Annotated in this window: 17 protein-coding genes; 1 reads left to right on the top strand and 16 read right to left on the bottom strand. The window is 66.0% G+C overall.

Annotated features, from left to right (window positions below):
* Positions 1–24 precede the first annotated feature (24 nt).
* Positions 25–1497, bottom strand: coding sequence for an LCP family protein (locus CG716_RS20390; protein WP_094483013.1), 1473 nt, complete (start codon positions 1495–1497; stop codon positions 25–27).
* Between the two features lie 216 nt (positions 1498–1713).
* Positions 1714–3558 carry a signal peptide peptidase SppA gene (sppA, locus tag CG716_RS20395; RefSeq protein WP_094482939.1) on the bottom strand — a complete coding sequence of 615 codons (1845 nt, stop codon included), beginning with the start codon at positions 3556–3558 and terminating at the stop codon, positions 1714–1716.
* 50 nt (positions 3559–3608) lie between these two features.
* Between sppA and CG716_RS20400 the strand changes: the two genes are divergently transcribed.
* Positions 3609–4535 (top strand): LLM class flavin-dependent oxidoreductase, encoded by a 927-nt coding sequence (locus tag CG716_RS20400; protein WP_094483014.1) that lies wholly within the window; start codon positions 3609–3611, stop codon positions 4533–4535.
* Positions 4536–4582: 47 nt separating this feature from the next.
* Here the strand turns inward: CG716_RS20400 and rplO are convergent, their stop codons facing one another.
* From rplO to CG716_RS20470, 14 genes are all read right to left on the bottom strand, one after another.
* On the bottom strand, positions 4583–5026 hold the full coding sequence (rplO, locus tag CG716_RS20405) for a 50S ribosomal protein L15 (RefSeq protein WP_094482940.1): 444 nt from the start codon (positions 5024–5026) through the stop codon (positions 4583–4585).
* Positions 5023–5214 (bottom strand): 50S ribosomal protein L30, encoded by a 192-nt coding sequence (rpmD, locus tag CG716_RS20410; protein ID WP_094482941.1) that lies wholly within the window; start codon positions 5212–5214, stop codon positions 5023–5025. Before rpmD ends, rplO begins: the two co-directional genes overlap by 4 nt.
* 2 nt (positions 5215–5216) lie before the next feature.
* Entirely contained in the window at positions 5217–5918 is a 702-nt protein-coding gene (gene rpsE / locus CG716_RS20415) for a 30S ribosomal protein S5 (RefSeq protein WP_410431443.1), read from the bottom strand.
* A gap of 25 nt (positions 5919–5943) precedes the next feature.
* Complete coding sequence (rplR, locus tag CG716_RS20420; RefSeq protein WP_094482943.1) at positions 5944–6351, bottom strand: 50S ribosomal protein L18; 408 nt, start codon at positions 6349–6351, stop codon at positions 5944–5946.
* Between the two features lie 3 nt (positions 6352–6354).
* Positions 6355–6894 (bottom strand): 50S ribosomal protein L6, encoded by a 540-nt coding sequence (gene rplF, locus CG716_RS20425; RefSeq protein ID WP_094482944.1) that lies wholly within the window; start codon positions 6892–6894, stop codon positions 6355–6357.
* 13 nt (positions 6895–6907) lie between these two features.
* On the bottom strand, positions 6908–7306 hold the full coding sequence (gene rpsH / locus CG716_RS20430) for a 30S ribosomal protein S8 (protein WP_094482945.1): 399 nt from the start codon (positions 7304–7306) through the stop codon (positions 6908–6910).
* An 88-nt stretch (positions 7307–7394) separates the two neighbouring features.
* The gene (locus CG716_RS20435) at positions 7395–7580 is read right to left on the bottom strand and encodes a type Z 30S ribosomal protein S14 (RefSeq protein ID WP_047329118.1); all 186 of its coding nucleotides are present in this window, start codon (positions 7578–7580) and stop codon (positions 7395–7397) included.
* Between the two features lie 4 nt (positions 7581–7584).
* Positions 7585–8148 (bottom strand): 50S ribosomal protein L5, encoded by a 564-nt coding sequence (gene rplE, locus CG716_RS20440; protein WP_094482946.1) that lies wholly within the window; start codon positions 8146–8148, stop codon positions 7585–7587.
* Positions 8149–8150: 2 nt separating this feature from the next.
* Positions 8151–8468 (bottom strand): 50S ribosomal protein L24, encoded by a 318-nt coding sequence (gene rplX / locus CG716_RS20445; RefSeq protein ID WP_094482947.1) that lies wholly within the window; start codon positions 8466–8468, stop codon positions 8151–8153.
* On the bottom strand, positions 8469–8837 hold the full coding sequence (gene rplN, locus CG716_RS20450; protein ID WP_094482948.1) for a 50S ribosomal protein L14: 369 nt from the start codon (positions 8835–8837) through the stop codon (positions 8469–8471).
* A gap of 276 nt (positions 8838–9113) precedes the next feature.
* A complete protein-coding gene (locus tag CG716_RS20455) occupies positions 9114–10025 on the bottom strand; it encodes a formylglycine-generating enzyme family protein (RefSeq protein ID WP_094482949.1) in 912 nt (303 codons plus the stop codon).
* Between the two features lie 4 nt (positions 10026–10029).
* Entirely contained in the window at positions 10030–10578 is a 549-nt protein-coding gene (locus CG716_RS20460; RefSeq protein ID WP_234817935.1) for a hypothetical protein, read from the bottom strand.
* A 165-nt stretch (positions 10579–10743) separates the two neighbouring features.
* The gene (locus CG716_RS20465) at positions 10744–13095 is read right to left on the bottom strand and encodes an arylsulfatase (RefSeq protein WP_094482951.1); all 2352 of its coding nucleotides are present in this window, start codon (positions 13093–13095) and stop codon (positions 10744–10746) included.
* A gap of 223 nt (positions 13096–13318) precedes the next feature.
* Positions 13319–13831 carry an NUDIX hydrolase gene (locus CG716_RS20470; protein ID WP_094483015.1) on the bottom strand — a complete coding sequence of 171 codons (513 nt, stop codon included), beginning with the start codon at positions 13829–13831 and terminating at the stop codon, positions 13319–13321.
* Between the last annotated feature and the right edge of the window lie 22 nt (positions 13832–13853).

The following is a 13853-nucleotide window of genomic DNA, read 5'->3' on the forward strand; positions in this document are numbered from 1 at the left end:
CGCTGCGCCAGCACATCTTGGGCGCTATTTCACGCAGGGTACGGACTCTCCGGTCATACGGCTGAGATCGGTTGGAGCCGGCGACGCGGTTCCAGTCGCGGTGGCCGAGACTGTGGATATAGCCGCCGGGCCCGCAGTCGCGCTGGTGCTATCGACGCTGTGTACGTATTCCCCCGCCGGAAAATCGGTGCCGACAGTCAGTTCCACAGCACCAGCAGACAACGCATCGTTCGGCGCAGCAGCCAGATTAAGCTGTGCCGCAAGCGATTTCCCGGCGTCCTCGGCCCCTGGACCGTAGTCCACGGCACTGGTATTCGAGACTGATTCGGCAGTGCTGGTCCGACCTTGCTGGAATCCGTTGGCGGTGAACGTCTTCTCCAGCTGGGCGGCCAAACCGTCGTAGCTGGAAGCATTCACCACACTGAGCGTGGCGCCGACACCGTACATGGGGTTGCTCGAGGGATCCGACGTCGGCGACGACGTGTCTGTCGCGGTGTCGTCGGCCGACAGCAAGTCGTGAACGATCGACCGGACGGCGGCCAAATCGATGAGGTTGACGTCCTCACCATCGGGGGCTTGCCCGAAGCCGGTGATCGGAAGGGTGTACAGCGACGGCGGATGCTTGGTCATCGATGACGCCCGTTGCGCGAACCCAGCCAGGTCCATCTCGGCGTCGACAGCGAGGTTCTGCTTCGTGATGTCCAACAGCTTGTTCATGGCCAGCGGATTGTCGAGGTCTCCGCTCCGTCTCAGCGCGCTGACCAGGGAGACGATGAACGCTTGTTGGCGCCGGGTGCGGTCCATGTCGGTGAAATTGGCGTCATCGGTGTCCCGGCGCTGGCGCACGAACGCCATCGCCTGCGCCGCGTCGAGTTGCTGCTCTCCCTGGTGGAATTGAGCCCCAGAGAAGTCGTCTGAGGTATCCGCGTTGAGGCAAACGGTAATTGGTGCGACGGCTTTGGCGATCTCGAAGAACGCGCCCAGCGTCACCTCAACGAAATGATCGATAGGCACTTGCAGCAGTCGGCCCACGGTGGCGATCTCGGCCTTGCGGCCAGCTTCGCGCCCCTTCTGTTCCTTGGCCTGCGGGTCCAGCGAATTGTTCAGCTCGGAGTCGTTCGCGATCGTGTCGAGGGCATGTTGATACGCGAGCCCATAGGCTTGCTTTATCTTGCCCTGGCACACACCGGTGGGGCAGCCCGCGAGGTCCACATAGTCGTCACGAGGGATCGAAATCGCGGTGGGGGAACCACTCGACGGGATGTGCACCAGGATGAGGACGTTGGCGTTGTACCCGCCGACCGTCTCGTCACCGGCATGAAGCGCGTCGTAGACGTCCTGGGGCAGTGGATTGCCGTGTTGGTCGAGGCGGCTGTCGAGACCCATGATGAGGATGTTCTGCGCGCCCCGGGTTGATGTCGGGCCGCCGATAAGAGCTTCCGACGTGATGATCCCACCCAACGCGTGGTGTAGTCCGGTCCAGCCCAAACCTGTCATCCCCAGCACCGCCACCGCGCCCAGCGCCCCTGCCCCCCTGGCGACAGCGAGCGGACCTCTCCGACGCCGAGATCCGGGGTTCGACGTCACCGACACCGGCGGCCTCGACCACGCATGGGGGATCGCCACATAGCAAAGCAGAGTATTGCCCCGCAGGCCCGGCTGATACGCGCCACGCCGCGACTGTCGAGCTCAACGGGTTGCAGCCACATCCGGCTAGAAACTGCTCTCCCCCAGCCACAGCAGGCTGGTTCCGGTCAGCGCCCGCTCACCCTGGGTAAGCGCGCCCCTGACCGACTGACCGAGCAATACCGTTACGGCCTCGGGCAGCGATGCCGCGGCGGGTTGCGAGGATGCCTTGGGGCGCAGGAAATCCCGCAGTGACGAGCTGGGGTAAGAGACCAGTTCGACCTCGGCGTCGACATCGATCCCGGCGAGCACCTTGGCCCGCCGCACTGCCGTGCGGAGTCCGCCGAGTTCGTCGACCAGTCCATGCTCGAGCGCGTCGACACCGGTCCATACCCGGCCGCGGGCCACTGCGTCGACGGCCTCGACCGCCATGTGACGTGCCTCGGCGACTCGTTGCACGAAATCGGTGTAGAAAAGGTCCGCCTCGGCCTCCACCAGGGCTTCCTGCTCCGGGGTGAACGGCGCGTTGACCGACCAGGCATCGGCATTGTCGTTGGTGCGCACGCTGTCGGATCCGACCCCGAGACGCTCCTTGAGTTCGCGGGCCACCAGCTTGCCGGTCAGCACTCCGATCGATCCGGTGATGGTGCCCGGGTTGGCGACGATCGCGTCGGCGCCCATCGCGACGTAGTAACCACCCGAGGCGGCCACCGCGCCCATCGAGGCCACCACCGGCTTGCCCTTGCCGCGCACCCGCGTCACTTCCCGCCAGATCGTCTCACTGCCGGTCACCGACCCACCGGGGCTATCCACCCGCACCACGACCGCCGTCACATCGTCGTCGGTGGCGACCTCCCGCAGCGCCGCGCCGATGGTGTCACCACCGGCACTGGAGCGCCCGAACGGAAGACCCTGCGGACCGCCTCGGCCGCTGACGATCGATCCGGCGACAGTCACCACCGCGATCCGGGGGCGCTTTTTGCGGCCCGGCACCGACGGCATAGGCGGCATCGGCACCGGAGAGCCGCCCTTGCGGACCTGCGCGTAGCGAGACAGGAACAACCGCGGCGGGGCGTTGTCGTCGGTGTCGGCATCGCCGGTCTCGGGTGAAATCCCCTCCGGAGGGCAGGAGCGAAGCGACCCGGGAATAGATTGAGCGCCAACGAGTTCAGCGATGCGGTTGTACGCTTCGTCGCGGAATCCGATGCGGTCGACCAGGCGACCGGTGACCGCGTCGTCCCGTAACAGCGGCGCGCGGTTGGCAAGCGCGTCCACCGCGTCGACGTCGATGTGCCGCGATTCGGCGATGGCCTGCCACACCTGGCTGTGCAGGCTGGCGATCAGCCGGGAGTCGGCCTCGCGGTGGGCGTCGGTGTAGCGGTCCTGGGTGAACAGGTTGGCCGCCGACTTGTACTCGCCGCGCGTGATGAACTGCGCTTCGATGCCGGCCTTGCCCAGCGCGTCGCGCAGGAACAGCGCACTGGTGGCGAAACCGATCAAACCGACGGTGCCGGTGGGCTGCATCCACACCTCGGAGAACGCCGAAGCCAGGTAATACGACAGTGTGCCGGGGTAGGTCTCGGCCCACGCCAGCGACGGCTTCGATTCACTGAAGGTGGCGATGGCCGCCCGCAGTTCCTGCACCGGTCCGGCCGGCGCCGCCGAAAGCTGTACCCGCGCAATCAGTCCCGCGACCCGCGAATCCTCGGCCGCACGGTGAATCGCGGCGACCGCGTCCCGCAGCAGCATCGGCCGGCCGCCTCCGGTGATGAAGGTCAGCGGGTCGAAGCCGCTGGCCTCCGGCGGTATCGACTGCAGGTCGAGCTCGAGAATGCAGCCGTCGGGCACTCCGTGGTGGCGGGCGGTGTCGATGCGACGCAGGGCGTCGCGGATGTCATCGGCACCCGGGACGGCGGGCAGGAAAGCGAACATACAGTCGAGGCTACCGGCGCTGATCCTGGGCACGCTCGTACGGTGGAGTGGTGAAGCACTCCATCTCGATACCGCAATTCGACGTCGACGGCTTCGACGGCGACGGGTTACGCAGTTATCTGGCTCGCGCCGAAGAGCTCGGTTTCGAGGGCGGCTGGACGTTGGAACAGGTGATCGGGCCCGCCCCGTTGATCGCGCCGCTGGAACTGCTGGCCTGGGCAGCGGGCTGTACCACGACACTGCGGCTGGGGGTGGCTGTGCTGATCACGTCGTTGCACGACCCCCTTCAGCTGGCCTCGTCCATCACCGCGGTGGACCGGCTCAGCCATGGCCGCCTCGAGCTCGGTGTCGCGCCCGGCGGCGGGCGGCGCCAATTCCAAGCCTTCGGCGTGGACCCCGACACGTTCATCAGCAGCTTCACCGAGGGACTGACGTTGATGAAGGCGGCTTGGTCCGACGAGCCGCGGGTGACGTTTCACGGCCGCTTCCGCGATGTCGACGATCTGCCGATTTCTCCCAAGCCTGTGCAGCGGCCGCACCCGCCGATCTGGTTCGGTGCCAATGCCCCTCGCGCGATCGCACGGGCGGTGCGCCATGGCGATGCGTTCATGGGTGCGGGATCGACCACGACTGAGAACTTCGCGACGGCGGTGCAACACCTTCGCACCGAACTCGACGAACAGCACAAGGACCCGGCGACGTTCCGGGTCGGCAAACGCGTCTACCTGATCATCGACGACGAATCCGCGCGAGCCCGCGAACGGGTACTGGCGGGTCTGCACCGGATCTACGGGACAATGCCAGGCGTGGAGGATGTCCCGGTGGCGGGCACACCGGCCGAGGTCGCCGCCGGGCTGCGTGAGGTGATCGAGGCCGGCGCGCAGACCCTGCTGCTGAACCCGACCGGAGCCAGCATCGCCGAAGATCGCGAGCAAATGGAACGCCTTGCCGCCGAAGTCATTCCGCAGCTGAGCTGACAACGAAAAATGCCCCCGCCGAGGCGGGGGCATTTGTCGTTGACTATCTACAGCTCGGTGGCCGAACCGCCGGCGGCGGTGATGGCCTCGCGGGCGCTCCCACTGAATTTGTGGGCGGTGACGTCGACCTTGGCGGTCAGCTTGCCGTCGCCGAGCACCTTCACGAGCACGTTCTTGCGAACCAGGCCCTTTTCCACGAGGTCGTCGACACCGACGGTGCCGCCCTGCGGGAAGGCGTTGTTCAGGTCGCCGACGTTAACGACGGCGTACTCGGTGCGGAACCGGTTACGGAAACCCTTGAGCTTGGGCAGCCGCATGTGGATCGGCATCTGCCCGCCCTCGAAGGTCACCGGCACGTTCTTGCGGGCCTTGGTGCCCTTGGTGCCACGACCGGCCGTCTTGCCCTTGGAGCCCTCACCGCGACCGACGCGAGTCTTCGCGGTCTTGGAGCCGGGAGCCGGCTTCAGGTCGTGCAGTTTGATGACGCTCATGATTTGCCCTCAACCGCTTCTACTTCGACGAGGTGGTGCACGACGTTGATCAGTCCGCGCGTCTGCGGGTTGTCCTCGCGAACCACCGACTGGCGAATCTTGCGCAGGCCCAGGGTCCGCAGGCTCTCCCGCTGGTTCCAGCGGGCACCGACGATGCCACGTACCTGGGTGATCTTCAGCTCTGCCATGGTTATGCGCTTCCTTCACGCGCGGCTGCAGCAGCCAGCGCTTCACTTTCCCGACGCGCGCGCAGCATGCCGGCCGGCGCCACGTCTTCGATGGGCAGACCGCGACGGGCGGCTACCTCTTCAGGACGCTGCAACAGCTTGAGCGCGGCAACGGTGGCATGCACCACGTTGATCGCGTTGTCACTGCCCAGCGACTTGGCCAGAACGTCGTGCACGCCAGCGCATTCCAGCACCGCACGGCACGCGCCACCGGCGATGACACCGGTACCGGGGCTGGCCGGACGCAGCATCACGACGCCGGCCGCGGCCTCGCCCTGCACGGGATGGGTGACCGTGCCGCCGATCAGCGGGACACGGAAGAAGTTCTTGCGAGCTTCCTCGACACCCTTGGCGATCGCGGCAGGCACCTCTTTGGCCTTGCCGTAGCCGACGCCGACCAGGCCGTGGCCGTCACCGACGATGACCAGCGCGGTGAAGCTGAAGCGCCGACCACCCTTGACCACCTTGGAAACTCGGTTGATGGTGACAACCCGCTCCAGGTAGTTGCTCTTCTCGCCGCCGTCGCGACCGCCACGTCCGCCGCGGTCTCCGCGGTCGTCACGACGGCCTCGGCCACCGCGGTCGTCACGACCGCTGCGCTGTACGTCCGTACGGGTGCCGGCCGAGGGTGCGCCGGTATCCGGCGCTGCGCTCTGCTCCGACATCATGCGGTCCTTCCGTTGTAAGTCATTAGAATTTCAGTCCGTTCTCGCGAGCGGCATCGGCCAGCGCCGCGATCCGTCCGCCGTAGGTGTTGCCACCGCGGTCGAACACGACGGCGTCGACACCGGCGGCCTTGGCGCGCTCGGCGATCAGCTGACCGACCCGCACGCTGTGGGCCTTCTTGTCACCCTCGACGGCGCGGACATCGGCCTCGATCGACGACGCCGCGGCGATCGTGGTGCCGTTGGCATCGTTGACCAGCTGCACATGGATGTGCCGCGAAGAGCGGTTCACCACGAGGCGGGGCCGCTCGGCGGTGCCGACGACCTTCTTACGCAGCCGGTTGTGCCGACGCAGGCGCGAAACCCGGCGCGCGGCCGAAACGCTCGTCCCGACCGGCGTGCGATCGGTGGCTTCCTTCTGTGCTTGAGCCATGGCTTACTTACCTGTCTTTCCGACCTTGCGGCGGATCTGCTCACCCTCGTAACGCACGCCCTTGCCCTTGTACGGGTCCGGGCGGCGCAGACGACGGATGTTGGCCGAGATCTGGCCGACCTTTTGCTTGTCGATACCCGTGACCGAGAACTTGGTGGGCGTCTCCACCGCGAAGGTGATGCCCTCCGGAGCCTCGATGACCACGGGATGGCTGTACCCGAGCGCGAACTCGAGGTTGGTGCCCTTGAGCTGCACGCGGTAACCGACGCCGAAGATCTCCATCTTGGTGGTGTAACCCTCGGTCACACCGGTCACCAGGTTGGACACCAGCGTGCGCGAGAGCCCGTGCAGCGAACGGCTGAGCCGCTCGTCGTCGGGCCGGCTGACCACGATGGCGCCATCGTCGTTGCGCGCCACGGTGATCGGCGCGGCAATCGCCAGTTCCAGCGTGCCCTTGGGGCCCTTGACCGACACGTTCTGGCCGTCGATCGTCACATCAACACCGGCGGGAATCGTCACCGGCTGCTTTCCAATACGCGACATGTCTAAGCCTCCCTCACCACACGTAGGCGAGGACTTCGCCGCCCACGCCGGATCGCGCTGCCTGACGGTCCGTCAGCAGGCCTGAAGACGTGGAGATGATCGCCACGCCCAGTCCGCCGAGCACTCGCGGCAAATTGGTGGATTTCGCGTACACCCGCAGACCGGGCTTGGACACCCGGCGCAAGCCGGCGAGACTGCGCTCGCGGTTGGGGCCGTACTTGAGCTGAACAATCAACGACTTTCCGACCCGGGCATCCTCGGTCCGGAAATCGCTGATGTAACCCTCGCGCTTGAGGATCTCGGCGATATTCGCCTTGATCTTGCTGTGCGGCAAGGTCACTTCGTCGTGATACGCCGAATTGGCGTTGCGCAGACGTGTCAAGAAGTCTGCGATCGGGTCCGTCATAGTCATGACTGGGCCTGTCTACCTTCCTCGCAGCGGTTCCCACTCGGGTCGATTCCCTTGGGGGCCTGCTGCGCACCTGTTCTGTAGGGGTCTGTTACCAGCTGGACTTTTGCACGCCGGGCAGTTCGCCGGCATGGGCCATCTCGCGCAAGCAGATTCGGCACAAGCCGAACTTGCGGTAAACGGCGTGCGGACGTCCGCACCTGTTGCAGCGGGTGTAGGCCCGCACGGCGAACTTCGGCTTCTTATTGGCCTTATTGACCAGTGCCTTCTTTGCCATCTGCTCAGTTCTCCTTGAAGGGGAAGCCCAGCGCGCGCAGCAGCGCCCGACCTTCGTCGTCATTCGTCGCCGAAGTGACGACAGTGATGTCCATGCCACGGGGCCGGTCGATGGAGTCCACGTCAATCTCATGGAACACCGACTGCTCGGCGAGCCCGAAGGTGTAGTTGCCGTGCCCGTCGAACTGCTTGGGGCTCAGGCCGCGGAAGTCGCGGATACGCGGCAATGCGATCGACACCAGCCGGTCGAGGAACTCCCACATACGGTCGCCGCGCAGGGTCACCCGCGCACCGATCGGCATGCCTTCGCGGAGCTTGAACTGTGCGATCGACTTGCGGGCCTTGCGGATCTCGGGCTTCTGGCCGGTGATCAGCGCCAGGTCGTTGACTGCGCCGTTGATCAGCTTGGCGTCGCGGGCGGCGTCACCGACACCCATGTTGACGACAACCTTGACCACGCCGGGGATCTGCATGACGTTGGCGTAGTTGAACTCGTTGTTGAGCGCTGCCTTGATCTCTTCGCGGTAGCGCGCCTTCAGCCGGGGCTGAACCTTCACTGCGGTAGTCATCGTCAGACGTCCTTGCCGTTGCGCTTGGAAATGCGAACCCGCTTGCCGGATTCCTCGTCCACGCGGTAGCCGATGCGGGTCGGGTTGCCGTCGGAGTCGACGACCATCACGTTGGAAACGTGGATCGCCGCCTCCTGGGTGACAATGCCGCCCGAGGATGCGCCGCGTTCGTTGGCCGACTCCGCGGTGTGCTTCTTGATGCGGTTGACGCCCTCGACCAGCACGCGGTTACGAGTCGGGTAGGCCTCGATGACCTTGCCCTTGGCGCCCTTGTCCTTGCCGGCGATGACCAGAACGGTGTCGCCTTTGTGGACCTTCATTTACAAAACCTCCGGAGCCAGCGAGACGATCTTCATGAAGCGCTTCTCGCGCAGCTCGCGGCCGACCGGGCCGAAGATGCGGGTGCCACGAGGATCGTTGTCGTTCTTGATGATGACGGCGGCGTTCTCGTCGAACTTGATGTAGCTGCCGTCGGCCCGGCGACGCTCCTTGACGGTGCGCACCACGACGGCCTTGACGACCTCACCGCGCTTGACGTTGCCACCGGGGATGGCGTCCTTGACGGTCGCCACGATGATGTCGCCGATGCCGGCGTAGCGCCGCGACGAGCCACCCAGCACACGGATGCACAAGATCTCCTTGGCGCCCGTGTTATCGGCGACCTTCAGCCGCGATTCCTGCTGAATCACTAGATCTCCTCGACCTGGTTATTGTGTGCACGGCAGACGGAAACCCACGGCCCGGGCCGGGGCCCGGACGTGACCTGACGTGCGCGGTCTTTGTCACCCAAAGAGCACGCAGGGTTTTCTCGCGACGAGATAACCGAGGTCTGCCCTAGGCAACCCCTAGAGCTTAGGCGATCCGCAGCTCAGCACCAAATCCGCCCAGCTCGCACGCCCAAACCGACACCCGGCCACACAACTGCGAGTGGAATGCGCCATGTCGTCGATCTCGGCGCAGCTGCGCTAGCCCACCACGCAGCGGAAACCGATGTGTGTGGTCGAGCTGTCCTGAGACTGCGGCGAGCGAGCGGCCGGCCGGTAGCGGTGGCAGTACTCCGGGGCGCATAGGTGCGAGCCGCCTTTGAGGGCCTGACTGACCGCCGGGTCTGGTTCAGTGGGCGCCGGGCAGCAGGAATTCTGCTGGCTCCCGCCTTCCCCGGTGCGCTGCGCTCGTGCCCCAGGCACGGCGTGATGAGCCGTATACCGCGTCGTCGTCCACTCCCACACGTTGCCGATCATGTCGACCAGGCCGTACGCATTCGGCGGGAAGGTTCCGACCGGCGAGGTGCCCGCCCAGCCCAGCGCGCCGTCGTTGCGGAACGGGAAGCGGCCCTGCCAAGTATTGGCCATCAGCGCTCCCCCGACCGTCGGCTCATCACCCCAGGCGTAGGCCGCAGTGCTGCCACCCCGGGCCGCGAACTCCCACTCCGCCTCGGTCGGCAATCGCCGGCCGGCCCAGCGCGCATACGCGACCGCGTCGGGATAGGCGACTTGGACGACGGGGTGGTCCGGCTTGTCGGCGACGTCGCTGCCCGGGCCGAAAGGCGCGCGCCAGCTCGCGCCGGGCGCCCAGTCCCACCACTGCCGCCAGTCCCGCAGATCCACCGGGCCCGGCGTCGCGCGGAACACCAGCGATCCCGGCAGCAGATCAGCTTCGGCGACACCGGGATACAACGCCGGATCCAGGGGTCTCTCAGCGACGGTGACGTGCCCGGTGGCGGCGACGAATTCGGTGAACTGGGCGTTGGTCACCGGGTGCCGCTCGATGGCGAACGCCCCCACGGTCGCGGTGTGGATCGGTGCTTCCTCGGGGTAGAAACTGGTCGACCCCATCCGGAACGAACCGCCGGGCACCTCGACGAGCTCAGTGAGCATGGGCTCAGGGTATGACGACGTTGAAATCGTCGGTCAGCACCGAGGCAGCGGCGTCGAAGCCGGGCGTTCCCGCCGGCGCCTCAACGTGGACGGCCACTAGATAGTTGGCGGTGTTGGTCCAGATGTGGGCGATGCGGTCCTGGTATTCGAGCGACGCGTCGGGATCCCTGGCCCACGTGCCCATCAGCTTCTGCCCGCTGAAGCCGCAGAAGTCGCCGGGCAGCAGGCTCAGCGTGCTGATCGGGAATCTGGCCATCACATCGTCGCCGTACCGCGTGAAAGCCGCGGCCGGGTCCAGCAGAGTGGCCGCGATGGTGACGGAAGCGACCATGTCGTCGGGCCCGGACAACACAAGGCCGACGTCAGCGGTCCCCTTCTTCGACGACCACCCGTCCGGCACGCGGACTGTGATCCGGGGCGCGACCGGGTCGGCGACGGTGGCCAGCGCCGTCGGTCCGGACTGCTCGGGGCGGCACACCATGGCGTTGGGCGGCACCGGCACGCGGGTGGTTTCCAGGACTCCCGGCTCGGAGGATTCCGGAGTGTCGGTCACTCTGGTCGACGGTGATGCGACACCGGTCGACGAAGAAGCCGCCTCGTCACGAACAGCTGTTCCCGCACTGTCCCGCACACATGCGGCAACCCCCGGGACGGCTAGCACGAGCACCGCCGCAGCGGTGCACACCAGCCGAGTCACCCGTCCAGTATGACGCGACCCTCAGTCCCTGGCGAAAGCCGCTGCGAGTTCTCGCTCCGCGTCGCGATAGGGCGCACCCGAGACGTCGATGGTCGCCCGGCTGATGGTTCCGCCCCGGAAGTCGAACGGCGCCCGGTAAGCCGCCGACACCGACTGTCCGAGGTTTCGCCCGACGCTGACCCCGCCGCCGGCCAACCCGAAGGTGAACGGATGGGCTTTGACGCCCGTCGCCGTGGCGACCACGTCGCCGTCGACGTACAAGCTCACATCGCCGACGGGTGTGTGGCTGCCGTCGACCGTGCCGGTGCGGGCATACGCCACCCCCAGGGTGTGGTCGCCGAGCGGCACCGGGTCGGGCGCGATCACCCGCTGTTCTTCCTCACCGAAGAAGTTGTAGACGAACTGCAGCCGCCCGTCTGCGACGAACAACACGTACCCGCCGTGGCCTGCCCCCTGCTTGAGCAATACGCCCTCAGCGTCCGGGCTCTCGACGTTCACCTCGGCCAGCACCGAGAACGAACGGCCGGCGATCATCACGCAGGCACCCATCGGAACGGGCGCGGTATGGGGGTAATAGATGTATCGCGGGCGATTGCCGGCCAGCGTCGGACGCTGACGCCCGAGCGTCTCGAGCATGTTGAGGTCAGAAAGCGGCAGACCGTTGTACTTCTCGGCTTCGGAGAACCACAGCGCCTCCATCTCTGCCACTTTGTCCGGATGCTCGGCAGCCAGGTCGCGGCACTGGCTGCGGTCGTTCTCGATGTTGTAGAGCTCCCAGCGGTCTTTGTCGAAGTTCGACCACCCGGCCGGGGACGCGGGGTGCACAGTGTTGGCGAACCACCCTTTGTGCCAAATGCCGCGAGTGCCCAGCATCGTGTAGTACTGGGTCTCCTTGCCCGTCTCGGCGGACGGATCATCAAGGGCGGCTTTGAAACTCACGCCGTCGAGCGGCTTCTGAGGAATACCCCGCACGGTCTCCGGCGGCACGACGCCCAGCAGCTCGTAGATCGTGGGGGTGATGTCGGCGACGTTCACGTAGTTGTCCCGGAACTCCCCGTGCGCCGCAATCCCGTTGGGCCAGGAGATGATTGCCGTGTCAGCGATGCCGCCCTCGTGAGACGCGTAGCGCTTGTACAGCTTGTAGGGCGTGTTGAACGCCATCGCCCAGCCGATTGGGTAGTGGTTGTACGTCTTCGGGCTGCCCAGCTCGTCGAAGAACGCCATGCTCTCCTCGACGGTGTCGATGTAGCCGTTGAAGAACTTCCCCTCGTTGACCGAGCCGTTGGGGCCACCCTCACCGCTGGCACCGTTGTCGGAGATCACCACGATGATGGTGTTGTCCAACTGCCCGGACTCCTCCAGGAAATCCAGGATCCGCCCGATCTGGGCGTCGGTGTAGGACAGGAAACCGGCGAAAACCTCTGCCATGCGGGCGAACAGCCGCTTCTCGTCATCGCTCAGCGAGTCCCACGGCCGCACGGTGTCTTGCAGTGGCCACGGCTCGCCGTTGGGTCCGGTGACATCCGCGTAGGGGTTCACCGCCGACAGTTCGGTGTCGGGCGGCACGACCCCGAGCTTCTTCTGGTTTTCCAGCACGATCTCGCGGTAGCGCTCGTAGCCCATGTCGAAGCTGCCCGCGTAGCGGTCGGCCCACTCCTTGAAGATGTGGTGCGGTGCGTGCCCTGCGCCGGGGCATAGATAGGTGAACCATGGCTTGTCCGGGGCAATCATCGTAGAGTCACGAATGAACTCGATTGCCTTGTCCGCCAAGTCTTCCGAGAGGTGGTAGCCCTCTTCCGGGGTGGCCGGCGCCTCCACAGGATGGTTGTCGTAGATCAGCTCGGGATACCACTGGTCGGTTTCGCCGCCCATGAATCCGTAGAACCGTTCGAAGCCACGCGACAGCGGCCAATGCCGCCGGGTGGCTGCCACGCTGCACTCGTCGATCGGGGTGAGGTGCCACTTGCCCACGCAATAGGTGTTGTAGCCGCGCTCGGCGAGTACCTCCGAGATCAGCGCGGTGTCATCCGGAATGCGCCCATTGATACCGGGGAAACCCTCAGTGAATTCCTCGATCGTGGCCATGCCAACGGTCGTGGAGTTGCGACCGGTGAGCAGCGACGCCCGGGTCGGTGAGCACAACGCGGTGGTGTGGAATTGGGAGAGCCGAACACCCCGCTGCGCGATCCGCGTCATCGCCGGCATCTCCACCAGGCCGCCGAAGCAGTCCCACGTCGCGATGCCGATGTCGTCCCACACCAGGTAGAGCACGTTGGGTGCGTTGTCCGGCGCCTTGGGCGCCGCGTACGGCCCCCAGTCCGGCTCGGAGTCACGGATGTCGAGTGCGATCGTGCCGTTGAATTCAGCGGTCATCGGTGCTCATTCCGGTCGGCGTTGGGCGCTTGGCCCGAAGACTACACCCGCCACGCGGTGCCGCCCCAGCTTTCCGGCGCCGGCTCGTAGACCTGGTACAGCCGCCAAACTGGTTGGCCATCACCATCGTTGGCGATTGTCGGTAGGCGTGGGTGGCGACGTCGGCCCGGGTCTTCACGATCTCAAGGAGCCGGAGTTCGCCCGTATCAGGTCTGTGGGGCGTTCATCGAATCAGCAAATGCGGGAGCAGGATCCTCGTATCGGGGACGAACGGCCAACCCGGATCAGCCAGGCTGGTCTGAAGTTCCGCGTCGGTCCACCACCAGCCGTCGGCGATCTCCTCAGGCTGGTGTCGGACCGGCCCGTCATGCCGAATCTGATAAGCGAACAGATGACATCGCATCGGTCTTCCTGCCCACTGGCCATCCCAGCTCGCGGCGACCGGATCGGTCAGCGGCGCCCCGTCGATGCCGAGTTCTTCGCGCAGTTCCCTGGTGGCTGCCTCAAGCGGGGTCTCCCCGGGATCGATCACGCCGCCGGCCAAGCAGTCGTGCATGCCGGCGAACACGGCCTTGGTGTCGGTGCGTCGATGCACATAGATGCGCTGGCCATCGATCGAGCGGACCAGGACACCGGCGCTGGCATGCCACAGGCCGTCGGCGTAGACACGCGAGCGCGGCGCCGAACCGATCTCGGTGCCTCCGGCGTCGTACACGGCGATCAATTCGTCGGGCACGACCACACGGTAACTCCGCACA

The sequence above is a fragment of the Mycolicibacterium sphagni genome (assembly GCF_002250655.1).
Taxonomy (GTDB): Bacteria; Actinomycetota; Actinomycetes; order Mycobacteriales; family Mycobacteriaceae; genus Mycobacterium; species Mycobacterium sphagni.

Coding starts and splice junctions, on each gene's coding strand:
- CG716_RS20390 (WP_094483013.1), bottom strand. CDS start 1,497: ATGACAGGTTTGGGCTGGACCGGACTACACCACGCGTTGGGTGGGATC.
- sppA (WP_094482939.1), bottom strand. CDS start 3,558: ATGTTCGCTTTCCTGCCCGCCGTCCCGGGTGCCGATGACATCCGCGAC.
- rplO (WP_094482940.1), bottom strand. CDS start 5,026: ATGAGCGTCATCAAACTGCACGACCTGAAGCCGGCTCCCGGCTCCAAG.
- rpmD (WP_094482941.1), bottom strand. CDS start 5,214: ATGGCAGAGCTGAAGATCACCCAGGTACGTGGCATCGTCGGTGCCCGC.
- rpsE (WP_410431443.1), bottom strand. CDS start 5,918: ATGTCGGAGCAGAGCGCAGCGCCGGATACCGGCGCACCCTCGGCCGGC.
- rplR (WP_094482943.1), bottom strand. CDS start 6,351: ATGGCTCAAGCACAGAAGGAAGCCACCGATCGCACGCCGGTCGGGACG.
- rplF (WP_094482944.1), bottom strand. CDS start 6,894: ATGTCGCGTATTGGAAAGCAGCCGGTGACGATTCCCGCCGGTGTTGAT.
- rpsH (WP_094482945.1), bottom strand. CDS start 7,306: ATGACTATGACGGACCCGATCGCAGACTTCTTGACACGTCTGCGCAAC.
- CG716_RS20435 (WP_047329118.1), bottom strand. CDS start 7,580: ATGGCAAAGAAGGCACTGGTCAATAAGGCCAATAAGAAGCCGAAGTTC.
- rplE (WP_094482946.1), bottom strand. CDS start 8,148: ATGACTACCGCAGTGAAGGTTCAGCCCCGGCTGAAGGCGCGCTACCGC.
- rplX (WP_094482947.1), bottom strand. CDS start 8,468: ATGAAGGTCCACAAAGGCGACACCGTTCTGGTCATCGCCGGCAAGGAC.
- CG716_RS20455 (WP_094482949.1), bottom strand. CDS start 10,025: ATGCTCACTGAGCTCGTCGAGGTGCCCGGCGGTTCGTTCCGGATGGGG.
- CG716_RS20465 (WP_094482951.1), bottom strand. CDS start 13,095: ATGACCGCTGAATTCAACGGCACGATCGCACTCGACATCCGTGACTCC.